Below are 23383 nucleotides of genomic sequence, written 5' to 3' on the forward strand. Positions count from 1 at the left end.
GTTTCCCTGCTGCCTGCGCTTACCGTGTTGATCCGGCAGCGCCCTGGCGCGCGGACCCGGCCAGCCAGGACTGAAAGGCCTCTTCGAGCCTTGCGTGGTGGTTGGACCACCAATCGGCATCCGACATGATAAAGAGCTTGTCATCATAGGCTGGGCCATTGGGGATGCGCTCCAACACATCTTCGGACAACAGCGCAATGGACGATTTGCGGGTCGGTCCATTTGGCAGGTAACCCACCATGTCGGCGAGCGACTGCGAACTGCTGGCAAAGCGGATGAAATCGATCGCCGCCTCCTTATTCTGGCTGCCTTTCGGGATGCCGAAGAGATCCAGCTCGATCACCCGACCGTCCATGTTGACGGTGAAATCGGCCCCGTCTTCTTGTGACGCAGTCGCCCCTGTCGTGGCCCAGATCGATGACATAGTGACCTCCCCGCCATTGAGCATGCGCACCGGCTCACGGCCGGTCTCCCAGATCTGAAGGCCGGATTTGATGTCATCCATCTTAGCCAGGGCCCGTTCCACGCCGTCTTCGGATTCCAGCGTCGGATAGACCTCTTCGCGCGGCACACCATCGGCCATCAGGGCCCATTCCATGATTACGGTCGGGTCATTGCGAATGGCACGTGGGCCCGGAAATGTTTCTGTGTCGAAAAAGTCAACGATACTGGCGGGTGGGTTGTCGCCAAAAGCCGTGTTGCTAAAGGCATAAGCGGTGCCCCAGACGATGACGCCTACGCCGCAATCGTTCAGCGCGCCCTCGACGAAATCCTCGCGAAACGGTGTGCCATCAGCCCCATTCGGCAGTTCGATGTTTGACAAGTCTTCCAGCAAACCTTCATTGCAAGCCCTCAGCGAGTCTGCTTGCGTCAGATCAACCACATCCCAAATCACGTTGGCGCTTTCGACCTGATCGCGGATTTCCGATATTCCTCCATTGTAATGCGCAACATGCACCCGCGTGTTTTTCTCGGTCTCATATGGCCGTACAAAGCCCAGCATCTGACTTCGCATGTAGGGACCGGTCCACGAAGTAAAGGTGATCGGTTGGGCCGGTTGCGCAGCTGTTTGAACTTCATTAGTGGTCTCCTGCGCTCTGGAAACCCCCGCCGTTATGGACAGCACAAGCGCGGCGGGTGCCAAGTACCACCCAAATTTCTTAAGGGGTCTGCGGTCGTTCATTTCTGTCCTCCCAATTGGTTTTTCAAAGATTCTTAATCCGAACAGGTCAAGTTTCGGGTGCCGCTCCGATCTTGCACACTAAACGAAAACCCAAGTCGCACGGCCGTTCACTTGATCATCAGGACTACTGGTCGCTACCAAAGGACAAAAACGACCTTTCGAGGTAATACACCGACCAGTTTGTCGTTTCATGGGCCCTACATTTCGGTGAGAGATCCAAAAAAAGCAGTTGTCGCGAACTCTGCTCACTATTGTTCACCCCACGGCGGACAGCCTCGGCTCATTCCAGACCTCGGATGCAGCGCAGCATGGGTCCCTGCCCCGCATCGGCCCAGATCAGACCTTGGCCAGGGTCCTGGAATGCCGCGAGTGCAGCCCGCTTCGCGGACATTCGCGGCAAGCGCAAAGTAAGAACCTGGATGAAGTCACAGCAACTTTACTTTGCACAGGACCATGCAAAATATGCGTAGCGCCGCCTAGTCTACCCGGCGCCGGAATTCGGACTCGAATACACCGAAGGAATAGACATTCGCGACGTATTTGACTGCGTCCGTCGATTTTTCCCGATCGATGTAGACGTTGTTACACTCTTCGCGGTTGACATGGACCGCCTTCGTGCGGTGGCAGTACTGACCGTCCCGGATCGCCCAACGCGACGTGATTGGCTGGCCATCCATCCAGCCGAAAAACATAACGGTCACCCCCTTGGACGGGTGATCCTGCCGGTAGGGCGTACCGAAGGGGCCGGTGTCGACAATTTCTTCGTACTCATCCGAGAAGAGCGCGACCAATTCGTCATGCCCCAATCTGTCGGCTTCCCGCCCCTTCTCGAAATCGAATGGCGAGGCTGGCATTCCGACGGCCGCGAGCGCTTCAGCCCACACCTCGTAAAGGGCCGGATCCGAGTACCGTCCAAAGTAACCCTTTTGCCAAAGGAGGTTGTTCCAGACCGTTTCCTTCAGAAACAGGTCCATGAACTGTTTCCCGATCTCGATATCCCCGTTCCAGGCATGTGCCGCCGCCGCAAAAATATACTGATCGATCCGGTCGCTTTCTTCGGGCGGGACGCGGTCCAGAAGCGCAAGCGCCAGGTCGACCTCGTCCAGAAGAAGGCGATGAAAGGCAAGCTCTCGCATTTCCGATGCATTGAGACGGGGCGAAAGGTCTTCGTAAGCCGTGAATTCTGTGCGCGCTTCGTCATAGAGCCCGGCCGCAAGAAGAGCCTGGCCCAACACGTACTGCAACCGGGGTTCATCAGGTTGCAGGAAGACCGCACCCCGGGCCTCGGTCAGGGCAGCGTTCCATTGGCGTTTTTCGATTTTGATGCCGATCTGAAGCCCGAGCGCATCCGGATATGTATCATCTATGTCGAGGATTTGGCGAACCGTTTGTTCCGCTTCCTTGAGCGCATCGAGGGTATATCGGATGGTGTTGTAGCTGCGGCTCCAGATGATGAAGTTCACGGTGGCGTAACCTGCATGCGCGGCCAGAAAATCGGGATCCTGCTCGATCGCGCGCTCGTAGAGAGGCAGAGATTTTTCCAGTTCGAAAAAGTTCCCGCTGGCGAGGAACCTTTCGGCTTCGGCATAGGCGAGGAACGCGCTTACATCCTTCGTGCCCGGAGCCTGCAACACGGAGCGTTCACGTGCCGACACGGGGCCTACGAGTTCGGCGATGGCCCTTTGTTTGAGTCCGGCCAAAAGATCGAAGAATTCATCAGGTGCCCCGCCAGCGCTTTCGTCCCAGATTACCGCGCCGGCATCACCGAAATCCCTGAGCCTTACAGCCAGCTCAATCCGGTCGTCCAAGCGGGCCGCCATTCCGTCGAGCACGTAACGTGTACCGGCGTCCAAACCGATATCACCAGGTTCGGGTGCGATGCCCTTATATCCGATGGAAACGGAGTGCGGGACGGTTTCCAACCCCTCAACCCGCGACAGCGAAGCGATGAAATCCTCGGTCGCAGCGTCGGCAAGTTGCCGGTCCGCGGCCGTGGCAACAGCGAATGGAAGGATCAGCAGGCGGTCGCCCCTAGGCTCGGACGGTGCCAGCCAATTCCAGGCGAGATATCCCGCAGCAAGAAGCACCAAGGCGAGCGCCACCGCCCCAAAGCGCAGGGTCGGCTTGGGCATGCGGCGGGCCGTGACAACGGTACCGGCATCTTCGGGGTTTGGAAGCACCGCAAAGGCTGTGATTGGATCCTGTATGTTCTTGACTTGTTGCGGGCCAAGATCCGCGAAGCCGAGATCGAGCTTACCGCGGACGTTCAGAAAGACCGGTTCGGATATGCAGATTCCTCCGGGGTCAGCGCAACCTTCCAGGCGGGACGCGATATTCACCCCGTCACCGAAGATGTCGTCGCCATCATGCACGATCTCGCCGAGATTGATACCGATCCGGTAAGCGATGCGGCGGTCTTCGGGAATGTCCACTTCGAGGTCGGGCATCTCGCGCTGCACAGCGACGGCCCATTCGACGGCGCTGACCACACTTGCGAACTCAAGCAGCGCACCGTCGCCCGTCGTCTTGACAATTCGCCCCCCGAAGCTCCGCACCGCGGGGTCAATCAGATCGGTACGGATCGCCTTTTGGCGCGCCAAGGTGCCAGCCTCGTCCAATTGAACGAGGCGGCTGTAGCCGACCATGTCGATCGCGACGATGGCCGCCAGCCGACGTTGAAGCATCTCCTGAACCAAACCGATCCCTCGCACCACATTTGCGAACAGTATAGGAAGTTCTCCGGAAGATGACGAGTTGGGTGCTTAAGGCTGGTGATCGAGGTCACCGGTGGCTACCCGTACGGTTCAGGGCGGCCCAAAGCCGACCATGAGCATGACAGCCGAATGCTGCGCCTGCAGTCCGCATTGCAGACCTTCGCTGCAAGAGCCGAATTCGGTGTAAGCCAAACGCAAGCTTGCGGACGAAGCTACCGTCCACCCTCATTTATGGTACGGCAGCAATATTTCTTTTGCGTCACGAATTCCGGCCGAGAAATTCGACTAGCAACGCAGAGATTTTTTGGGGCTGATCCTCCATCGAGAAGTGGCCGCAATTTTCCAGGACATGCAGCTCTGACCCGGGAACTGCTGCATGCAATCTGTTCGCCCAGTCAACGACCTGCCACGCATCATCTGCCCCCCAAATGAGTTGCACCGGTTTTTGCCCAAGCTCGGCATATCGCGGTGCAATCTCGTCAGTGTGCTTGGGATCATAGTGCATCACTTGATGCTGGAAGAAACTACTCTGTCCGACCGGCCCGCAGATGAAATCGAGGTAAGTCTCCATCGACGTTTCTGCCAAACGTTCCTTGTTCTGGACCGTCGAATAGAGCCAGTCTCGGAAGTGTTCGCGGTGGTCCGCGTCACTTGCCTTGATCAGCTTATCAAGCCCGACTTGCATCTGTTCACTTGTCCGCTTGGAGGGCCAGCTATCAAAGCTGACTACGTCGATCATAGTCAAGCTTCGCATCCGTTTAGGGCATCGAATACCAAATCTCTGAGCAACGCCGCCGCCGATGTCGTGCGCAATAATGTGGGCGTCTTCGAGCCCCCAAACCTCCAGCAGTCCCTCAAGGATCGGCACCTGACCTGTCACGGATGTGTCGACGCTTGGGTTTTGCGGGCGCTCAGACAACCCGTAACCGAGCAAGTCATACACGTGAACCTTGTAGCCGGATTCAACCAACGTCGGCAGGATATTACGCCAGATATAGGAAGAGGAAGGCGTGCCGTGGAGAAGAACCACGGGGGCTCCGCGTCCATGCACGCCGTGCGTAATGCGTGTGCCGTTGATGAGAACATCTTGATCAACAAAGTGGGCCATGAGGGAAACTCCATTTTCTACTTTTCCCAGCCTTAGCCCTTTGCTAGTCAATACATCAAATGAATGATTGTCATAACATGATCGAATTTTCGAATGACTGAGCGGCTCGATATTGAAGGCCTGCGTGCTTTGGTTGCAATCTCTGCCCACGGTGGCGTTACACGCGCCGCTGAACATCTGGCGTTGTCGCAACCTGCGGTGAGCCATAAAATCAAGCGGCTTGAAACAGTGTTGGATTGTGAACTGTTGGCACGACGTGCCGGTGGGCCCTTATTCACGGAAGCTGGAACGCGTTTGTTAGAATATGCGCGGCGGATGATGGATTTACATGACGAAGCTCTGGCCGCGCTAGGCAAGAAACCTATGGCTGGCACCATTCGTTTGGGAATGACCGAAGACACGACTGGTGGAGACGTGGCCCGTATTCTCGGGCGGTTCACGCGTTTGCATCCCGACACCAAGGTAAACACAAGGATAGGCCAGAGCCTGACTTTGTTGGATTGGTTGTCAGCGGGCGATATCGATATCGCGGTCATTCAGGTTTTGAGAGATGAGGTTCGCCGCGACGACATCGTGCTCTACGAGGATCGGCTGCATTGGATCAAGTCACATGACCTGCCGCTAAAGCCGGACGCGCCTGTGCCGTTCCTCGCCTTCGATGAAAACTGTTTTTTCAAGCATTGGGCGCAATCACACGGCACCGTACTGGGGCACCAGTTCGACGCTGTGCTCGAATGCCCGAGCGTCTCTGGCATTCTTGCGGCAGCGCGCGCAGGGCTTGGCGTAGCACTGATGAACGGCCTGCATTTGTCTTCAGACCTAGAGGTTATGGAAGGTATCTTTCCCGAGCCTCCGGCGATTGCCTACGTCGCGCGCTCTATTCCCAAGAGCCGAAGTGACACTGCTCGCGCACTGCTTAAAGAAATCGCGGCGGAGGTTGGAAGACCTACTTCGTTGCGCGTTGCCTGATCGCAAAAGAAAAACTTTGCCTATGACGTGGCGCTACGCAGTTTGGGCTCAACGCGGGCTTTCATAGTAAGTTGACCTAACAACGGCTTTGCGGACTTCATCGGCTTCCCAAAATTCTCCTATTTGGCGAGAACCACCGGTCTCACGGGCCGACAGTGAAAGCTCGTACGACAAACAACACTCCTGACACTGCGATTAGGGCTTCTATAAGATAGTTGTGGATGCGCGCGCCCATCTTGTGGACCAAACGACTGGCCAGCCAAGTTCCTGGGATAGTAATCAAACCCATGAATAGGCCCAGAAGTATCAGGTTTTTGTCTAACAAACCAAATCCGTAGAATGTCCCCGAGCGCGTCACAGCGTTGAATAAACCGATGACGGCGTCCGTTCCCAACAGCAACGGTCCGCTGAGGCCGATACTGTTGAAAAACGCGATGACCAGCATGCCCGACCCGGCGGCAGTTCCGCTCATGAAACCGAAGGAAAAACCAAGGCTGAGAACAGTTTTTAACCCCGGCTCAAATGACGTTCTCTTTAGAAATCGCCGAGCAGGAAGAATAAGTATCAGGATCGCACCCATAAAGCCCAAAAAAACCTGTTCGGGCACTTCTTTCAGGAAACTAGCGCCCAGAAAATACCGGGCAGCGAAGCCAGTGTGAACTGGATGGCTGGTTTCCAGGCGATCGTTTTGCGATAGACGACGACCCGAGAAAGGTTCGCGCAAATCGCATAAACGCTGATCAAGGGGATCACCGCTTTGGCCCCAACAACCGGCGTCAGGACGATGATAAATGAGCCGCCAAAACCGCCCAGACCACTAACCAGAGAGCCCATGAAAGCTGCTAGGCCGACCACCTTGCAGGTGCGACGCTCTGATGTGCCGAGCTTCTGGCGAGCATGAATGACGGCCTGACGAAGTTAGCTCGTCGTCGGACCCTCGGTTTTAGGTAGTTCAGACTTTCTTTGAGGATCAGCTTGTCCAGTTCCAGTTCGGCATTCGCCCATTGTCCTCGGACCAATGGCGGACAAAGGGCTCATTCTTCTTCAGCCGGGTATTTTCTTTCTCCAGGCTGCGCAACTTCGACAGTTGCGACTTGCCCATGCCACCGAACCGACGCCGCCAATTGTAGTAGGTCGCATCGCTGACACCGACACCACGACAGGCTGTCCGAACATCGTCGCCATCTGCCAGCTTCAGTTCAATCTCACGCAGCAGCTTCAGAATGTCTTCGTCCGAGTATCGCTTCCGAGCCATCCCTTGTTCCCCCTTCTCGGCCAAAGTAATGGCCCAATTTTAGGGGGCAAAGACAGTGAGGGCAGTTTTTGTCGCAGGATGGAATGTCTCCGAGCCGCCGGCACCATTCAAGCCACGCAAAGACTTACTGGCCGAGGCCAAGAACGTTCGTAAGCATCACAACTTGACTCCGAATAACGCAATTGAGGCAACCGCATGGGCGATCCGTCGTTGTACAAATGCCAGCGATTTTGAGCGCGTATTGGCGAGGTTACCGAAAGCTGCTCAGGAGTTTTTGGAAAGTCGACGTAGACGATCCCAATGAACTCAATCAGCGGATCATTTGACTACGGTCCTTGTTTCTCCAGGAGCCCGATCGGAGCTGGCGGAAGGCGGCTTGACGACCAAACCAATCATCCGACTTATCCACCTATGCCGCAGCCCGCGCTAATGTTCGTTCTGTGGAAGACCATCTTCGATTTCGTAATAGTCGCCTTTTTCTGACACGAAGATATGCATCGCTAGCGAGGTGTTCGTTGGGCCATCAAGTGCACCCATGGCAACAGCCGTCCAGTCATGGTGGATCGGATCCCAGAACAATGTCGACCCACAAATTCTGCAAAAGCCACGCCGGACCTTTTCGGATGAATGGTACCATTGCACAGCGGCTTTTCCTTCTACCCGAAGTGCCGTCCGGGTAATATCTATGGAAGCTTCGTAGTGACCAGAATGCTTGCGACATTGCTGGCAGTGGCAAGCCGTGGGGCGCGGCAGGTCACCGTTCACTTCGATCCGCACGGCGCCGCAGAGGCACGAGCCCTTATGCATGGCGCACCTCTTTCGCACTTTGCGAATTTGCCCAGCACCGCAGACCCAGAGCTTTGATCAGCGCTTTGGCCTCCGCTGGCGGTTCCCGTTCGATGCGCCGGTAATCTGTTCCGTCGTTGCGGCGAGTAAGAAGCCCGCAGGAAACCATTGTTCGGCGCAGGGTTGCCGGGTCTTCAAAGAGGTGGTGCAGGGTCAGGCGCTCGTTCACCTCACGCTCTGGCATAGGCTGTGCCGCAGGCAGTCTCGCCCAAAGCGCCCAGAGAGCAAGCGTCTGCACATTGCGTTTGGACGGCCACTGAATGAGGCGACCAACAACATCGAATTGATTTAGGGCGCGCTCTACAGCCCGCGCATCCAAAGGCCGCTCGCCAACTGAGCGCCCAAGCCTTTGCCCGGCTGCATGAACCGTACGCATATGTTGTAGGTTTTGAAAGCCTGCGGCACGCGCAGCCATGTTCATGAGCACGAGATGCGAAGGGCTTGCGTCGCCCAACTGTTTGGACAGAGAGCGCACAAAGCCAGTCAGGTCGTCCGAATATAGCGGCAATTGAAGTTTAGGCATGGGTCATCCAAATCGAGCGCCAGTGCTGGATCGTCGGTCGCTGGCTTGACGAAACGGCGCTCTCATCTGAGTGAATGGGTGCTATGCCGTTAGATCTTTATGGCAGGTTTAGCTCTCCGAAAGGAGCAGCGACGCCTCGGTGTCTGCCGACCGTGATTGAGGCATAACAATATTTGCGACCTTAGCCAAGGCGGCATTCTGACGTTTATCGCCTTCATAACTGTCGCTGTCATCCATCCCGTCCCGGTTCGTTCTGATCGCTCGAGAATATTGCGATCTTGTTGCCGTGAGGGTCGCGCAAGTATGCAACGAAGAAGTTTGGCCCATAAAGCTCTCGGAAGCCCGGTGCACCCTCGTCCGATCCGCCAGCCTCAACAGCGGCGGAATGAAGGTCGCGAACCTGTTGTTGATTGCGTGCCTCAAACGCAATCATTGTCCCGTTTCCAGCCGAAGCCTGCGACCCATCGAATGGGGATTTGACATAGAACTCAGGTAGGTTTGGTGTTTGTCCTGGTTTCGCAGGTAGCGCATAGCTCAGATCACCATGATAGTACTCCAGCCGATATCCCAGATCTGGCAGGAAGGCCGAATAAAAGCGTTCCGCAAGCCTCATGTCGTCTGCGCCAACGGTAATGTATGCGATCATTGTTTGGGTTCCTTAACAGGGCATCAGTGTTTCTAACCGAATTTTGTCACACCGTCCTCTGTGCCTGCCAATTTTTGCCTAGAGTAACCAGTATCGCCGGGCATGTTCAGCTTTGGATTCTTCGATTGTCATGCGCTTTTCCCACGTTCGGGTCACCGAAGCGGGATGGTGGGACCGCTCCGACTCACGCCAGCTTCTGACGCAAAGCAAAGTTGCGCCACCTGCAAGGGCGGCGCTGAAGCCAAACATGGTCCCCCATGAAAAACCTGCCGCCACTCCAGCCAGCACCGCTCCAAACGCACCTACGCCATCCAATATCGCGAACGCGAAACCCAGCGTGGTGCTTTCACTGCGATCCGAATGATCAACAGCCGCTGCAAGCATCACTGGCCGAACTGCATCCAACGACGCGACCCCAAGCGTCATCATGGCGATCATGATCCAGAACGGAGGTTCGAACATCAGTGTGCCAATCGCCAGGGCTGCAAGCCCATTTCCGATTGCAAGTATCGGCAAGCGGCCGAACCTGTCGGAAATTGATCCAACGCACGGCTGAGCCAGCGCACCGGCTAAGAGAATGGTCGCAAAGGCGATCCCGATGGGTCCCGGTGCGAATCTGTGAGCTGTCACCAGATAGAGCGGTATCATGCTCAACAATCCGATCAGTACCATGTTGTAGAGCGAAGCTGTCGTGACGATGCGCAATCCGTTTCGGCTCCGCCAAGCCCGCATCAGCTCCAACATGTCTTGTCGGTTCACGCGCGGACTTTCGGCAGTAGGAATTGCCTGAACCACCCTTAGGAAGCAAAAACCGACAAAGACCGTCGGCAGCACCGAAACAACCAGAGCCCCACGCCAATCCACGAACGAAAGAAGCAATCCGGCCGATATTGGCGCCAAAACTTCGGCGAACGAGCCGCCAACCGCATGTATGCCCAAGGCACTGGCGCGATTGCGCCTGTTGGCGTTCGTTAGCACACCAGTTGCAATCGGATGCCAAGCGGCGTTTCCCATTCCCGCAATCGCCAAAAGCAAGGCCAGGCTCCAATACCCCGAAGCCAGTGCCGCAAGCCCATAGCCAAAGGCAACCCAGAAGAAGGTGGTGACAAGAAGGCGTCCTCGGTCAGAGACACGATCCGCAATCAGACCTGCAGGCACATAGGCCAGTGCACCGCCAACGGTGAACAGTGAAAAAAGCAATCCGACCTCAGCCGGCGAAAGGTTCATTGTTAGGCCAGCAGCGGGCACAATCAGCCACAGGGTCGCAATTGGCCAGTCGTTCGCGAAGTGGCCCACGGCGAACCATGCCATCAAGGTTTGTTTGGTCACATTAGGTTTCCGTCCAGAGCGTCACATCGGACCCAATGCCCGATGGCTTGGCGTTGTCTAGCCAATGGTGATATGTCTGTCTGTCGAAAGAGAGGCAATTATCATCGAGGATTCGTCATTGTCGGATGCCCTATCAAGACGGTCAGTTCGACCCAGATATTTGGGGGAGACAATCAAGCCAGCGTCAGGCGAAAGCTACGACTGGCATTGTCACGATTTCGGTCAACTCATCTCTGCGGCTTCGGGCTCGATGTACGTGGGCACACCCGATCGAGTTCTGCTCCTGAGCCCGGCCATGGCGATTTGGATTCCCCCCGACCAACAGCACTGGATGCGCTACGGGTCGAACAACGTCATGCATTACGTCGATGTCAATCGCGACGAGGCCAAGCAACTTGGGCCCAATTGCCGAGTTGTGGCCATGACGCCGCTTTTGGATGCATTGTTTGTTGCCGCAATGCCCGAGGTCACAAATACGCGCACCTACGATCACAACACTGCCCTGCACACCCTTCTAAGGCACGAGCTGCTCGCAGCGAAGGACGTACCGCTCAGTCTGGTTTTGCCGAAAGACGCGCGACTTCAGCGGCCTGCTCAAGCTGCCCTTGACGACCCTGGCAACGTTCGTTCGGTGGAAGCATGGTTGTCAGATGTGCCTGCCAGTCGAAAGACCATTGAACGCCTTTTTGTTGCAGAAACGGGCATGCCGCCGTCAAAATGGTTGCGGCACGTGCGGGTTCTTCATGCCGTCTCGCTGCTTGCATCGGGTGCCAGCGCAACCTCGGTAGCGTTCGACATGGGATACGAGTCGACAAGCGCGTTCAGCTATATGTTCCGACAAACGCTTGGCGTAAGTCCAAGAGCGGTTCAAAAAGACAGATTTCTCGTGCCAAATACGGTCAGGTGATTGCGGCCCTTTGCAGACATCAATGATTGTTTGCACCGCCGCATCGCAGCGTTCCTCAAGCAGACGTTGGATTTGCTTGGTATCATTGTTTTAGGCTCAAGAAACCGGCCATTTGTTATACGTACAATTCATCTCACGCCTTAGACTGAATACAGGACGTCACGGAAGTGGACTACTATTGAAGCACAGCAACGAGTTAATCAGGGCGCTTTGGACATCACGTCCCGTCTTTGCCTTGAGACAGCTCGATACTGCGACTATGAGCAGCCTGCGCAGTCCTTAGAAGGAGCGGGAACACCCCTTTATCAAGGGACATTAACTCATGCAGGCCGGCTTCAGTTGTTCCATTTGGCGACGTAACCTGATTTCGAAGTTCGGCAGGTGAGTTTGTGCTGAGCCGCATCAAATCCCCGCTCCCAGAAACCATTGCAGATGCCAGTTTGGCCGAAACTTCTTGAGCCAAACCCAATTCTCTCCCGGCTTCTGCCAATGCCTCTGTCATCGCGAACACATAGGCCGGGCCGCTTCCAGAAATCGCGGTTACAGCGTGAAGCATGGCCTCATCATCGAGGACCACGGTCTCTCCAACTGCCTGCATCAGTTGTATTGCGAGATCCATATGACTGACGGTAGTGCAGGCATTGCCGACAAGGGCGGTAATGCTAGAACCAACAGCTGCTGGTGTGTTTGGCATTGTGCGTACAATTGGCGTCTGCGGACCCAGCAACTCTTCATATGTCGAAATCAAAGTGCCAGCGGCAACCGATACGAAAAGAGTTTGCCCGGACCCAAATGAGTTCAGGTCCGACAAAGCAGAAGTCATGACCTGAGGCTTCGTCGCAACTACCGCAACAGCAGGCGGCTCATCTGGTTGTTGGTTCAAGCGCAGACCACGTCCCGCAAGGCCCTCCAGCCAGTCTGATGGATGCGGGTCCAGGACGATGATCTGTTCGGGCTCCAACCCGGCATTGAGCCATCCGTTTAATAGAGCGGATCCCATCTCGCCGCACCCCAAAAGCAACAAGCCACGATCACCGACCTCTAACCGGCACTGACCTTCTGGGCGCACGACTTGTTCCATACAATCAGCTCGCAACCTTAAGGGTGCTTCGTTGCACAAGTTCTTTGTAGAGCTCGCGTAATCGGCGGGTCATCGGACCAGCGCCTTCATGCTCCCCGATCTGTTTTCCATCTATGGACGCAACGGGGGTTTGCGCTCCGAAAGTCCCGGTCAGAAAGGCCTCGTCAGCTCCGTAGGCTTCATAAAGCGAATAGTTCTTCTCTAATACCGGGATGTCGTTTGCCCGGCACAGGTCTATGACCTTCTGGCGGGTCACTCCGTTCATGCAGTAATCGCCTGTGGAGGTCCAAACCTCACCTCGGCGCACGATGAAGAAGTTGCACGCATTTGTGGTGTTCACAAACCCATTCGGGTCCAGCATCAGGGCTTCGTCAGCGCCAGCCTGTTCTGCCTGTAGGCACGCAATAACGCAGTTCAGCTTTGAATGACTGTTGTACTTGGCGTCCTGACTCATCGGCAGACCGCGTACCTGGGGCACTGTGGCCAGGCGAATACCCTGGCTCATCAGGCTGTCCACTGGCTTCGAGTGTTCCACAATCGCAACCACCGTGGGCCCAGAGCGAGACAGTCCCGGGTGCTGAAACGGCTTGTCCTTTGGCCCGCGGGTCACCATGAACCGGCAATGCGCGTCAGTTGTTATTCCATTGGCTCTGGCCGTGTCATTCAGTGCCTGCAGGACTTCGTCTTTCGTCATGCCGACGTCAATAGAGACGGCTTTGCAGCTGTTGAAGAATCGATCCATGTGTTCGTCAAAGAACGCCCATGTGCCGTTGTAGAGTCGCAAGCCCTCCCACATTCCATCGCCCAGCATGAAACCGGAGTCGTAGACAGACACCATCGCTTCGCTGCGCGGGATGATCTTGCCGTTGAGAAAGATCTTGATGTCTCGATTGCGCGCGTCTTCCTGCGCGTCATGTGTGGAATGGCTTAGAGTTTGCTCGCTCATGTCATGACTCTTGCGTGGACGTTGCGTTGAAGAGGCGCAGAGGCGGCGACCGCCGCCTCTGTTGTGGGTTTAGTTGATCAATCCGGCTTCGCGGAAATAGCGCTCGGCGCCCGGATGCATCGGTGCCGACAAACCGTTTACCACCATTTCCTCTTTCTTGAGATTGGCAAAGGCCGGGTGGAATGATTTGAAGGCATCAAAGTTGTCAAAGACTGCCTTGACCATCACATAGACGGTTTCCTCAGGTACATCTGAAGACGTCACGAACGTAGACGGTAGACCGAAGGACGGCACATCTCCATCTACTCCGCGGTATAGGCCACCGGGGATGGTTACGTTCCCATAGTATGGCTTACTTTCGACCAGCGCCTGAACAGCATCACCTTCGACAGGAATGATGTTGATGTCGCACGTTGTGGCGGCCTCCAGCACGTTGGCGACTGGATTGCCAGCAACCATCAGAAAGGCCTCGATGGTGTTGTCGCATAGCGCTGCTGATTGTTCTGCTGACTTAAGCTCGGTCACCAAACCAAAGTGATCCATGTCCCAGCCCATCGCGTCTACGAGGACTTCAGCTGTGCCACGCGTTCCGGAGCCAGGATTGCCCAAGTTGATGGTCCGTCCGCCAAGATCATCCAAAGACTCAATACCGGTGTCTTTGCGAGCGGCGATGATGACTGTGTCAGGATGCAGTGAGAACAGGCTGCGGAGTTCGCCGTCCGGGCCATCCTCTTCGAACAGGCTGGTCCCGTTCAGAGCGTGGAACTGCCAGTCGGACTGAACAATGCCCATTTCCAGTTCGCCCTCGCGCATGGTGCGCAGGTTATAGACCGATCCGCCGGTGCTCTCGACCGAACAGCGAATACCATGCTCTTTCCGGCCCTGATTAACAAGCCGGCAGATACCGCCACCGACCGCATAGTAAATGCCGGTGACACCACCGGTACCGATTGTCAGAAACTCTTCTGCTTTCGCCGGTGCACCTGCCAGCAGCGCGATCGTACTGAATGCTGCAAGCCCGGTATGAATTCTCCTTTTCAGGATGCCGTTCGACAACATGAATAACTCCCTTTTCACCTGTTGCGTCACCGCGGTTGCAAACCGGGTGATCATCTCTTGCCGATGGAGTGGGCAATCGCAGCCAAGGTTCGGAGCTTTTCGAATCCCCACCTGCCGAAACGGTACAACAAAATTCCCATATTGTCGACAATTTATATGATTGTCGACATTCTTGAAGTGGCCGGCTACCTTGAGAGCGGTCTGCAGCAGTCGACCATTGGACCGAATTGGAAGTTCAGCTGCGATCATTTTTCTGGCTATCTTGGCCTAACGACGTAATCTCGCCTTCCATCCATTGGAAATTCCATCAACAGGATCGAAATGACACAGCAAGCATCCTCATCGGAGAAATCCGGCGACACATTGAAAGACAGAACGCTGGAGCGACTCCAGAAACTGATCTTGACCGGGGATCTGGAGCCTGGCGCAAAACTGCTTGAAACTCAGGTTGCTGCTCAGCTGGATGTCAGCCGCGCCACACTGCGCGAAGCGATGGTTCAATTGAGCGAAATCGGCCTTCTTGTTTACATCCCGTTCCGCGGAACTTTCCTTCGTACACTGGATCCAATTGATCTTAATGAAATCTATTCGTTTCGAACGGGGCTTGAGAAGATGGCGTTTCAGTTCTGCTGGGACAAACGAGACCTGATTAGCCTCGCCGACCTGCAAATGCGCAACAACAGGTTATGCGATTGCATCTCGAATAATGATCCCTACGGCGCGATCATGGCGGAAATGCACCTCCACTCTTGGTGCTATGAACTTTCGGGACACACCCTTCTGCTGCAAAGCTGGGAACGCCTGAAACCCAACCTCCAGTTTTACTTTGCCATGCATCAGAAGGCGCATGGGCGTGGCGGGCCACTTCGGGAATCCCATGACAAATACATTGAACTCGCCAATGGTGAGAATTTAGATGACATGCTCGCTCACCTTGAAGATCACATGCGGCAAGGCTTGAAAAACACAATGAAGTTTCTGAATGAGCGAAACGTGTTGTGAAAAGGTTCGAACTGACAATCAAAAACGAAATTGGCGGGGTTTGCAGCCAACGAGTTTATACAGGTAAAGCGGCCCAAAAGGGACCTTCAGAGTGGTTTTGTGATGCTGTGGTCGCAACCCGCATAGCCGCCGATCGCTGCAATTGCACAATTTATGACTCGAAAAACGTCAGGACCGCTGAAACTGCAAATTTCAAGTTGTCTGCATCTAAATGGACACCGTGGCGTCTGGACACGTAATATCGTCAGGGTTGAGATCGACTAGGACGCAGCGGGAAAAGGTGCTTACGATGACTTTGAGAGAAACTTCTGTAAACGTTCATTACAAAGTCGGCAAATGGTTGCCTTCGGATCAAGATGTGCTGGACGCTTGGTCCGCGAAAATCGCAACCAAGGCCGAGCAAGACACCAGCCCGCTTTTGCCATCTGTACAACGGCTCAAGACCCTGATCGAGACGGATGCGAAGGCTTATATGTTCTTTTCGCAGATGTTTCAGGAGGTCCCTGAGAGCAAGCAATCCACACCTACAGGCAAGCCGCAGGTGCGCGACTATGAACACATGCTTCGGCTGTTTAACACGATCATGACGCACGCGCCCGAATTTAATGAAAGCGGTCTAGTCGGATTTCCGTTCAATGCGATCCTCGATTGGTCAATGGCCAATGTCGGCGGCTGGGCCGGGTTTCTGGATGACAAGATTGATGCGTGCCTGCGCGACATGCTGAATGAATGGGCAGTCTATTTGCAATCACCGGAAAGCAGATCGGTTTTGACTGATGATCCCAAAACCGGGTGGTTTGGGGCAGCTGCGCAAAAAGCGATGCCCACCTTCAAAGAGGATTTCATTTGCGACCCGTCGCTCCCTCACTTTGGATTCAAATCCTGGGACGATTTCTTCACGCGCCAGTTTCACGACGGGATTCGACCCATTGCTGCGCCCAACGATTATGCGGTTGTCGTTAACGCCTGCGAGTCGGCGCCCTATCGGGTCGCCCGAGAGGTAAAGCTGCGCGATCAGTTCTGGATCAAAGCGCAACCTTACGCGTTGCAATTCATGCTGGATAACGATCCGCTGGTTGATCACTTCGACTCGGCCACAGTGTACCAGGCATTCCTGAGCGCGCTCAGCTATCATCGCTGGCATGCCCCGGTTTCGGGCCGGGTCGTCAAAACCCGTCGGATCGAAGGAACCTATTACTCGGAAATCATGCCGGAAGGACTGGACCCTGCTGGTCCAAATGCCTCGCAGGGTTATATTGCCGAGGTTGCCACGCGCGCGTTGATATTCATTGAGGCGGACAATCCTGATATCGGCCTCATGTGTTTTGTCGGCATCGGCATGGCCGAAGTTTCAACTTGTGACATCACCGTTTACGAAGGCCAGCACGTCACCAAAGGTGACGAGATCGGCATGTTCCATTTTGGCGGTTCAACGCATTGCCTGGTCTTTCAGTCAGACGTTGATATCGAGTTTGATCTGCACGGGCAGGAGCCGGGACTCGACAGCACAAACATCCTGGTCAACCAACGGATTGCGACGGTTGGACCGCGCATATAATCCTGATCGTTCAACCCGAAAACACCTCAGGCAGCTGCCCGTCGACCAACATCCACAAGGCAACGCCTGCCAGCAGCATCAGACCCGCGGCAACCAATGCCTCGGCCCGGTCAAACGCGGTGGCTGAATCTGCGGCAGTCCGGCGCGCCCAGTAGAATACGGGCAATCCGGCCGCATAGATAATGGCGCCCGCCAGCATGAACTGGATGCCCGCCGCGTAGACCAGCCACAGGCCGAAGCCGGTCGCGAGCAAGCTGGTAATCAAGGCCGTATTCCTGCCGAGCTTTGCGGTACGCGGGTATTCGCCCGACCAGATCACTTTCCAAAGAAAAACTGCAGATCCTATGTATGCCGGCAAAATAACCACGCCTGTGATCGATAGCATCAAGTTCCATGCGTTATCGGCAAAATAGACAACGATGATGGCCGCTTGCATGATAACGGTTGAAATAATAAGCGAATTCGACGCGATATCGGCCTGATTGGTTTTGGCAAAGAACTTCGGAAAAGTCCCGTCCTTTGCACAGACCCACGGCAACTGCGCCACAAGCAGCGTCCAGACCAGCCAGGAGCTGAGCAAGGCGATGATTACACCAACATTAATAAAAACCTCGCCCCAATAGCCGACGAGCGACATCATGATGCCCGCAGTGGAGGGTGGGGCCAGCGCTGCAAGCTCACCCTGGGACATCACGCCAAATGGCACGACAGAGATGAGAACAAAGATGACCGTCACGATGAAGTAGCCAAGGATCGTTGCCCGGCTGACGGTTTTGGCGTCGGACTGATCGGACATCACAACGGCGCATTCGATGCCGATATACATCCAGAGCGTGACAAGCATTGTGCTTTTGATCTGGTCGAGAAGACTGCCCAAGGGTTTGTCGGCATGTTGAGTGTCCAGAGTATTCCCCCAGAGATCCGCCGTGATAAGTCCCTTACCAAACGAGAAGAAAACCACCACTGCCAAGAACACAAGAACCGGCAGGAATTTAGCCACGGTCCCGATACTGTTCAGAAGCGATGCACTCTTCACGCCACGCATGACTAGAAAACACAGACACCAAATGATCAGGGATGAACCCAGCGTAGCCTGCCAGGTATTCCCGTCCTGAAAGTAAGGCGGGAAAAAGTAATTCAGGGCGTCCATCAGCAGAACAGCATAGCTGACATTTCCGAATGCGACGGACAGCCAATAACCCCAGGCAATCAGAAAACCGGCGAGCCTGCCGAAGCCAGCGCGTGCGTACATGTAGATACCCGAGGTCATCTCCGGGTGGATATCGGCCAGAACCTGAAAGCTTCGCGTGACAAAGAAGATACCCAGACCGCTGATGAGCCAAGCAATGAGAACCGCACCCAGCGCGGCCTGTTCGGCCATGTTCTGCGGAATGTTGAAAACTCCGCCACCAAACATCGCGCTGACGACCAGCAAAGTCATGGCGAACAGACCAAGCTTCTTGGGAGCAGATGTCGGTTGACTATCTCCTTCCGATGCTTCCGAAACCCGGTTAGATTGCACTGCCATAAGTTCTATTGTCCGATCGGTTTCTAAACATTGCTTCCCGTCTAAGTTACATAACCGTCGGAGTTTGTGTTCCATTTTTTGCTGCAATGCTTGAATGGTTCTTTGGTTGATTTTTTTCGCCCGAACCAAACGAACTAGGTTCTACGATTTTTCTAGGAGACCTCAAGTAGCATCCAAGTTCGAAAGCTTGAATTATCGGAAGTCTACCTCATGGCTTATTGCAATTGACCAACGGCCCAAAGCCGACCATGAGCATGACAGCCGAATGCTGCGCCTGCAGTCCGCATTGTAGACCTTCGCTGCAGGAGCCGGACAATCTGCACCGGGCCCTGAATGTCGAGCCCGACCGTCTGAGGGACATCCTGTGCTGGCGCGACGAGCGCTATGTCGACAGGAACCTGGTGCTGCGCTACGACCGCAAGCGGATAACGCTTGAAGAGAACGATCTCACCCGTGGCCTCGTTGGCGAATATGTGGACAGCTATGAATACCATAACGGTACGCTGGAATTCCGGTCAAAGGGCGTTCCACTGCCCTACTCTGCTTACGACAAAGATTAACGTGTGAGCCACGCGGCGATCATCGGGAACAAGCGACTGAGCGCAGTGCTGGAGCACATCAAGCAAGAGCAGGATAAAGCACCACCCAAGAAGCACCGCGTCGGCACTCAGGCCACACACTACAAACCGACAGGTCGGCGCAACAATGCTGGAACTCAAGGTTTGCGAAAGCAGCGAAAGAAAAGCGTGCAGCCAGACAGGGCTCCGATGTTTGAGGTCTCCACCCTGTCAGGCTGCACTACCGTTCCGCGGCAGCTGGGACATTTCTACTTTGTAGACCAAGTGACATTTCAACTTGGTTGCAACATATCGCTCACACAATCAGCCCATTGCGTTCTTCCGCCGGATAGCTGATAAGCCGAACAGTTTTGGGGATCGGTTTCGGCCGATCAGCGATTGCGGGACCTCGGGTGCAGGTCCCGTCATTGCCATTTTACAGACCGTGGAAAGGACAGACGATACTCTTGCAGTCTTCATCCATCCAGCCCAAGCTTGGAATGGCACCGCGACGCACGCACAGATCATGGGCTGCGGCGATTCCGTCTATCGCGCGATAACGCGCCAGATCCATGTCCAGTAATCTGGCTTTGACTGGCGCGACGTCCGCGCGCCATCTGGATATCCCCGCCACGCCCCACGGCAAGAGTTTCCTGCCCACGCTAGGAGAGAAACAGTGACTGTATCGACATTGGACGATCAAAAGGAAACGGTCAGAACCGACCACCTTCCGGTTGCGGCGCATGCCGCACGTTTTCCGCGCAACCCCGGTGTGCCGCTGGATCTGGACTGGGTGTCCTCGGTTCAGGCCAACACCTCGGCCATTGAACGCCGGGCGGCGTCTTTGTCGGCGCGGCGCAGCGTGAAGAAAGACTATCAGGCGGCCTGGCTGCTGCGGGCGATTACCCTGATGGATCTGACCACGCTGAACGGTGACGATACCAAGGGCAAGGTCCGGCGGCTGTGTGCCAAGGCGCGCCGTCCGCTGAAGCAGGAGCTGGTCGAGGCGTTGGGCATCGAAAGCCTGAACCTGACCACCGGTGCGGTCTGTGTCTATCACGACATGGTCGAAACCGCCGTCGAGGCGCTGGAGGGCACGGGTATCCCGGTTGCCGCGGTCTCGACCGGTTTTCCGGATGCGCTCAGCCCGTTTCACCTGCGGGTGAAAGAGATTGAGGAATCGGTCAGCGCCGGTGCCAGCGAGATCGACATCGTGATCTCGCGCCGTCATGTGCTGACCGGCGACTGGCAGGCGCTCTATGACGAGATGCGCGCCTATCGCGACGCCTGCGGCGATGCCCATGTCAAGGCGATCATCTCGACCGGTCAGTTGGGGTCGTTGCGCAATGTGGCGCGGGCCAGCCATGTGTGCATGATGGCGGGGGCCGATTTCATCAAGACCTCGACCGGCAAGGAAAGCGTCAACGCCACGCTGCCGGTCAGCCTGACCATGGTCCGCACCACCCGCGAATACGAAGAGCGGACCGGATACAAGATCGGCTTCAAACCGGCAGGTGGTATCTCCAAGGCCAAGGACGCGCTGATCTATCTTTCGATGATGAAGGAAGAGCGCGGCAATGACTGGCTCGAGCCCGACCTGTTCCGGTTTGGCGCTTCCAGCCTGCTGGGCGATATCGAACGCCAGCTTGAGCACCACGTAACGGGCCGCTACTCGGCCGCCTTCCGGCACGGCATCAGCTAAGGGGGCTGACATGACAATTGCAGAGATTTTCAAGACCATGGATTATGGCCCCGCACCCGAAAGCGCCGAGCTTGCAAACAAATGGCTGGACAATCACGGCCGCAATTTCGGCCTGTTCATCAATGGTGCCTTCACCAAACCGGGCAAATCAAAGTTCGACAGCCTGTCGCCAGCGGATGGCCAGACTTTGGCGTCGCTGACCGAGGCGACCAAAAAGGATGTGGATCAGGCCGTCAGCGCGGCCTCGGCGGCGCAGAAGGGCTGGGCCAAAATGGGCGGCGCGGCGCGGGCGCGTTACCTGTATGCCATTGCCCGGCTGATCCAGAAACATGCGCGCCTGTTCGCGGTTCTGGAAAGCATGGATAACGGCAAGCCGATCCGGGAATCGCGCGACGCGGACATCCCCACCGCCGCCCGCCATTTCTATCACCATGCCGGTTGGGCGCAGCTGATGGAAAAGGAACTGCCCGATCATGAACCCGTCGGCGTTGCCGGTCAGGTCATCCCGTGGAACTTCCCCTTCCTGATGCTGGCGTGGAAAATCGCGCCCGCTTTGGCGATGGGAAACACCGTCGTGCTGAAACCTGCGGAATACACCTCGCTCACAGCGCTTCTGTTTGCCGATATCTGCGTTGAGGCCGGCCTGCCCGCAGGTGTCGTGAACATCGTCACCGGGCACGGCCCGGTCGGTGCGATGATCGCCGGTCACAAGGATGTGGCCAAGGTGGCCTTTACCGGCTCGACCCGCGTGGGCCGCATTCTGCGCGAACAGACCGCCGGTTCCGGCAAGAAACTGACGCTGGAGCTGGGCGGCAAATCCCCCTTCATCGTCTTTGACGACGCCGATATCGACAGCGCGGTCGAAGGGATCGTGGATGCGATCTGGTTCAATCAGGGGCAGGTCTGCTGCGCCGGGTCGCGCCTGCTGGTGCATGAATCCATCGCCGACAAGTTCCACGACCGGATCAGGCTGCGCATGCAAAGCCTGCGCGTCGGCGACCCGCTGGACAAATCCATCGACGTCGGCTGCATCGTCGATCCCATCCAGCACAAGCAGGTCACCCGCATGGTCGAGTTGGGTGTCGAGGAAGGCGCGACGCTTTATCAGGCCGATGCCGCTTTGCCCGAAAATGGCTGCTATTACCCGCCCACCCTGCTGACCGGTGTCGAAGCCGGGGCAACGCTGGCGCAAGAGGAAATCTTTGGCCCGGTTCTGGTCACCATGACCTTCCGCACGCCTGCCGAGGCGGTGCAACTGGCCAACAACACCAAATACGGTCTGGCGGCCAGCATCTGGACCGAGAACATCAACCTCGCCCTTGGTGTCGCGCCGCAGATCAAGGCCGGCGTGATCTGGGTCAACTGCACCAACCAGTTCGACGCTGCCGCAGGCTTTGGCGGGTATCGCGAAAGCGGTTTTGGCCGCGAAGGCGGGCGCGAGGGGCTGTATGAATACGTCAAACCCAAACACCTCAAATCGCTGAAAGACGCGGCCCCCATCAAACCGGCTGAAGTGAAAGAAACCGGCCTTGGCGGTCTGGGCAGCATCGACCGCACCGCCAAGATGTATGTCGGCGGCAAACAGGCGCGGCCCGACAGCGGTTATTCGCAGCCTGTCGTGTCACCCAAGGGCAAGCTGATCGGCCATGTGGGGCTGGGCAACCGCAAGGACATCCGCAACGCGGTCGAGGCCGCGACCGGTGCGGCAGGGGGCTGGGCCAAAGCCTCGGGGCACAACAAGGCGCAGATCCTCTACTATATCGGTGAAAACCTGGCCGCCCGCGCGGAAGAGTTCGAAGCCCGCCTGCGCCAGATGACCGGCGCTTCGGCCAAGACCGCAGCCGCCGAGGTTGAAACCGCGATCGACCGGCTGTTCACCTATGCCGCCTGGGCCGACAAATATGACGGTCAGGTGCATTCGGTGCCCGTACGCGGCGTCACCGTTGCCATGAAGGAACCGGTGGGTGTCATGGGCATCGCCTGCCCGGACGAGGCGCCGCTGCTGGGCTTTGTCTCGCTGGTGGCCCCGGCGATTGCCATGGGCAACGCGGTTGTTGCCGTCCCGTCCGAGGTCTACCCGCTGGCCGCGACCGACTTGTATCAGGTGTTCGATACCTCGGACCTGCCGGGCGGTGTGGTCAACATCGTCACCGGCGGCAAGGACGAGCTGACCAAGACGCTCGCCGATCACTACGGGATCGACGGCGTCTGGTACCACGGCACTGGCGAAGGGTCGGCGATGGTCGAAAAGGCCTCGGCGGCGAACCTCAAACGCACCTGGGTGAATTATGGCAAGGCGATCGACTGGTTCGACGCGGTCCAGGCCGAGGGTGAGGAATTTCTGCGTCAGGCGACCGAGGTCAAAAACGTCTGGATTCCATACGGCGAGTAAAGGGATTTGGCGGAACAGGGCCGCATCCGGATGGCCCCAGCGACGTAACCGGGGCCGGGCCGCAGACCAGCGATGATG

General features: G+C 56.3%; 21 protein-coding genes. 8 read left to right on the forward strand and 13 right to left on the reverse strand.

Annotated elements, in window-relative coordinates; all coding sequences use genetic code 11:
• Positions 1-19: 19 nt before the first annotated feature.
• The 3 genes from ACR0EZ_RS18335 to ACR0EZ_RS18345 all read right to left on the reverse strand — a co-directional run bounded on the left by ACR0EZ_RS18335 (position 20) and on the right by ACR0EZ_RS18345 (position 5005).
• Positions 20-1183, reverse strand: a complete 1164-nt coding sequence (locus ACR0EZ_RS18335) for an extracellular solute-binding protein (RefSeq protein ID WP_480615821.1) — start codon at positions 1181-1183, stop codon at positions 20-22.
• Positions 1184-1659: 476 nt separating this feature from the next.
• On the reverse strand, positions 1660-3879 hold the full coding sequence (locus ACR0EZ_RS18340; RefSeq protein ID WP_480615823.1) for a tetratricopeptide repeat protein: 2220 nt from the start codon (positions 3877-3879) through the stop codon (positions 1660-1662).
• A gap of 277 nt (positions 3880-4156) precedes the next feature.
• Positions 4157-5005: an alpha/beta fold hydrolase gene (locus tag ACR0EZ_RS18345; RefSeq protein ID WP_480615825.1), complete on the reverse strand. Its 849-nt coding sequence runs from the start codon at positions 5003-5005 to the stop codon at positions 4157-4159.
• Between the two features lie 93 nt (positions 5006-5098).
• Between ACR0EZ_RS18345 and ACR0EZ_RS18350 the strand changes: the two genes are divergently transcribed.
• Complete coding sequence (locus tag ACR0EZ_RS18350; RefSeq protein WP_480615827.1) at positions 5099-5974, forward strand: LysR family transcriptional regulator; 876 nt, start codon at positions 5099-5101, stop codon at positions 5972-5974.
• A gap of 142 nt (positions 5975-6116) precedes the next feature.
• On the opposite strand, the gene ACR0EZ_RS18355 is transcribed toward ACR0EZ_RS18350, so the two are convergent.
• Positions 6117-6698 carry a TSUP family transporter gene (locus ACR0EZ_RS18355; protein WP_480615829.1) on the reverse strand — a complete coding sequence of 194 codons (582 nt, stop codon included), beginning with the start codon at positions 6696-6698 and terminating at the stop codon, positions 6117-6119.
• A gap of 246 nt (positions 6699-6944) precedes the next feature.
• The gene (locus ACR0EZ_RS18360; RefSeq protein WP_480615831.1) at positions 6945-7229 is read right to left on the reverse strand and encodes a transposase; all 285 of its coding nucleotides are present in this window, start codon (positions 7227-7229) and stop codon (positions 6945-6947) included.
• A gap of 55 nt (positions 7230-7284) precedes the next feature.
• On the opposite strand from ACR0EZ_RS18360, the gene ACR0EZ_RS18365 reads away from it, so the two are divergent.
• Positions 7285-7533, forward strand: a complete 249-nt coding sequence (locus ACR0EZ_RS18365; RefSeq protein ID WP_480615833.1) for a DUF2267 domain-containing protein — start codon at positions 7285-7287, stop codon at positions 7531-7533.
• Positions 7534-7655: 122 nt separating this feature from the next.
• Here the strand turns inward: ACR0EZ_RS18365 and ACR0EZ_RS18370 are convergent, their stop codons facing one another.
• From ACR0EZ_RS18370 to ACR0EZ_RS18385, 4 genes are all read right to left on the reverse strand, one after another.
• The gene (locus tag ACR0EZ_RS18370; RefSeq protein ID WP_480615835.1) at positions 7656-8036 is read right to left on the reverse strand and encodes a GFA family protein; all 381 of its coding nucleotides are present in this window, start codon (positions 8034-8036) and stop codon (positions 7656-7658) included.
• The gene (locus ACR0EZ_RS18375; protein ID WP_480615837.1) at positions 8029-8598 is read right to left on the reverse strand and encodes a DUF2087 domain-containing protein; all 570 of its coding nucleotides are present in this window, start codon (positions 8596-8598) and stop codon (positions 8029-8031) included. Before ACR0EZ_RS18375 ends, ACR0EZ_RS18370 begins: the two co-directional genes overlap by 8 nt.
• Before the next feature lie 229 nt (positions 8599-8827).
• Positions 8828-9244, reverse strand: coding sequence for a VOC family protein (locus tag ACR0EZ_RS18380; protein WP_480615839.1), 417 nt, complete (start codon positions 9242-9244; stop codon positions 8828-8830).
• A 78-nt stretch (positions 9245-9322) separates the two neighbouring features.
• Positions 9323-10573 (reverse strand): MFS transporter, encoded by a 1251-nt coding sequence (locus ACR0EZ_RS18385; RefSeq protein WP_480615841.1) that lies wholly within the window; start codon positions 10571-10573, stop codon positions 9323-9325.
• Positions 10574-10637: 64 nt separating this feature from the next.
• On the opposite strand from ACR0EZ_RS18385, the gene ACR0EZ_RS18390 reads away from it, so the two are divergent.
• Positions 10638-11480, forward strand: coding sequence for an AraC family transcriptional regulator (locus tag ACR0EZ_RS18390; protein WP_480615843.1), 843 nt, complete (start codon positions 10638-10640; stop codon positions 11478-11480).
• A 217-nt stretch (positions 11481-11697) separates the two neighbouring features.
• On the opposite strand, the gene proC is transcribed toward ACR0EZ_RS18390, so the two are convergent.
• From proC to ACR0EZ_RS18405, 3 genes are all read right to left on the reverse strand, one after another.
• Positions 11698-12561, reverse strand: coding sequence for a pyrroline-5-carboxylate reductase (proC, locus tag ACR0EZ_RS18395; RefSeq protein WP_480615845.1), 864 nt, complete (start codon positions 12559-12561; stop codon positions 11698-11700).
• A 4-nt stretch (positions 12562-12565) separates the two neighbouring features.
• The gene (locus ACR0EZ_RS18400) at positions 12566-13507 is read right to left on the reverse strand and encodes a D-amino acid aminotransferase (RefSeq protein ID WP_480615847.1); all 942 of its coding nucleotides are present in this window, start codon (positions 13505-13507) and stop codon (positions 12566-12568) included.
• A 69-nt stretch (positions 13508-13576) separates the two neighbouring features.
• Entirely contained in the window at positions 13577-14815 is a 1239-nt protein-coding gene (locus tag ACR0EZ_RS18405; protein WP_480615849.1) for a TAXI family TRAP transporter solute-binding subunit, read from the reverse strand.
• 72 nt (positions 14816-14887) lie between these two features.
• On the opposite strand from ACR0EZ_RS18405, the gene ACR0EZ_RS18410 reads away from it, so the two are divergent.
• A complete protein-coding gene (locus ACR0EZ_RS18410) occupies positions 14888-15568 on the forward strand; it encodes a GntR family transcriptional regulator (RefSeq protein ID WP_480615851.1) in 681 nt (226 codons plus the stop codon).
• Between the two features lie 211 nt (positions 15569-15779).
• On the forward strand, positions 15780-17126 hold the full coding sequence (locus tag ACR0EZ_RS18415) for a phophatidylserine decarboxylase associated domain-containing protein (protein ID WP_480615853.1): 1347 nt from the start codon (positions 15780-15782) through the stop codon (positions 17124-17126).
• 10 nt (positions 17127-17136) lie between these two features.
• Here the strand turns inward: ACR0EZ_RS18415 and ACR0EZ_RS18420 are convergent, their stop codons facing one another.
• A complete protein-coding gene (locus ACR0EZ_RS18420) occupies positions 17137-18654 on the reverse strand; it encodes a basic amino acid/polyamine antiporter (RefSeq protein WP_480615855.1) in 1518 nt (505 codons plus the stop codon).
• Positions 18655-18902: 248 nt separating this feature from the next.
• Here ACR0EZ_RS18420 and ACR0EZ_RS18425 point away from each other — a divergent pair, with 248 nt between their 5' ends.
• The 3 genes from ACR0EZ_RS18425 (at position 18903) to ACR0EZ_RS18435 (ending at position 23305) form a co-directional block, all read left to right on the forward strand.
• Positions 18903-19214 (forward strand): hypothetical protein, encoded by a 312-nt coding sequence (locus ACR0EZ_RS18425; protein WP_480615857.1) that lies wholly within the window; start codon positions 18903-18905, stop codon positions 19212-19214.
• Positions 19215-19887: 673 nt separating this feature from the next.
• The gene (gene deoC, locus ACR0EZ_RS18430) at positions 19888-20913 is read left to right on the forward strand and encodes a deoxyribose-phosphate aldolase (RefSeq protein WP_480615859.1); all 1026 of its coding nucleotides are present in this window, start codon (positions 19888-19890) and stop codon (positions 20911-20913) included.
• Positions 20914-20923: 10 nt separating this feature from the next.
• Positions 20924-23305 (forward strand): aldehyde dehydrogenase family protein, encoded by a 2382-nt coding sequence (locus tag ACR0EZ_RS18435; RefSeq protein ID WP_480615861.1) that lies wholly within the window; start codon positions 20924-20926, stop codon positions 23303-23305.
• Positions 23306-23383: the final 78 nt, after the last annotated feature.

This window comes from Ruegeria sp. AK4 (assembly GCF_056541025.1).

What these genes read in the sequence shown, in the direction of transcription:
- ACR0EZ_RS18400 (WP_480615847.1), bottom strand. Translation starts at nt 13,507, where the DNA reads ATGAGCGAGCAAACTCTAAGCCATTCCACACATGACGCGCAGGAAGAC.
- ACR0EZ_RS18410 (WP_480615851.1), top strand. Translation starts at nt 14,888, where the DNA reads ATGACACAGCAAGCATCCTCATCGGAGAAATCCGGCGACACATTGAAA.
- ACR0EZ_RS18415 (WP_480615853.1), top strand. Translation starts at nt 15,780, where the DNA reads ATGGACACCGTGGCGTCTGGACACGTAATATCGTCAGGGTTGAGATCG.
- ACR0EZ_RS18380 (WP_480615839.1), bottom strand. Translation starts at nt 9,244, where the DNA reads ATGATCGCATACATTACCGTTGGCGCAGACGACATGAGGCTTGCGGAA.
- ACR0EZ_RS18335 (WP_480615821.1), bottom strand. Translation starts at nt 1,183, where the DNA reads ATGAACGACCGCAGACCCCTTAAGAAATTTGGGTGGTACTTGGCACCC.
- ACR0EZ_RS18370 (WP_480615835.1), bottom strand. Translation starts at nt 8,036, where the DNA reads ATGCATAAGGGCTCGTGCCTCTGCGGCGCCGTGCGGATCGAAGTGAAC.
- ACR0EZ_RS18345 (WP_480615825.1), bottom strand. Translation starts at nt 5,005, where the DNA reads ATGGCCCACTTTGTTGATCAAGATGTTCTCATCAACGGCACACGCATT.
- proC (WP_480615845.1), bottom strand. Translation starts at nt 12,561, where the DNA reads ATGGAACAAGTCGTGCGCCCAGAAGGTCAGTGCCGGTTAGAGGTCGGT.
- ACR0EZ_RS18375 (WP_480615837.1), bottom strand. Translation starts at nt 8,598, where the DNA reads ATGCCTAAACTTCAATTGCCGCTATATTCGGACGACCTGACTGGCTTT.
- ACR0EZ_RS18390 (WP_480615843.1), top strand. Translation starts at nt 10,638, where the DNA reads ATGGTGATATGTCTGTCTGTCGAAAGAGAGGCAATTATCATCGAGGAT.
- ACR0EZ_RS18420 (WP_480615855.1), bottom strand. Translation starts at nt 18,654, where the DNA reads ATGGCAGTGCAATCTAACCGGGTTTCGGAAGCATCGGAAGGAGATAGT.
- ACR0EZ_RS18360 (WP_480615831.1), bottom strand. Translation starts at nt 7,229, where the DNA reads ATGGCTCGGAAGCGATACTCGGACGAAGACATTCTGAAGCTGCTGCGT.
- ACR0EZ_RS18435 (WP_480615861.1), top strand. Translation starts at nt 20,924, where the DNA reads ATGACAATTGCAGAGATTTTCAAGACCATGGATTATGGCCCCGCACCC.
- ACR0EZ_RS18425 (WP_480615857.1), top strand. Translation starts at nt 18,903, where the DNA reads ATGAGCATGACAGCCGAATGCTGCGCCTGCAGTCCGCATTGTAGACCT.
- ACR0EZ_RS18405 (WP_480615849.1), bottom strand. Translation starts at nt 14,815, where the DNA reads ATGATCGCAGCTGAACTTCCAATTCGGTCCAATGGTCGACTGCTGCAG.
- ACR0EZ_RS18350 (WP_480615827.1), top strand. Translation starts at nt 5,099, where the DNA reads ATGACTGAGCGGCTCGATATTGAAGGCCTGCGTGCTTTGGTTGCAATC.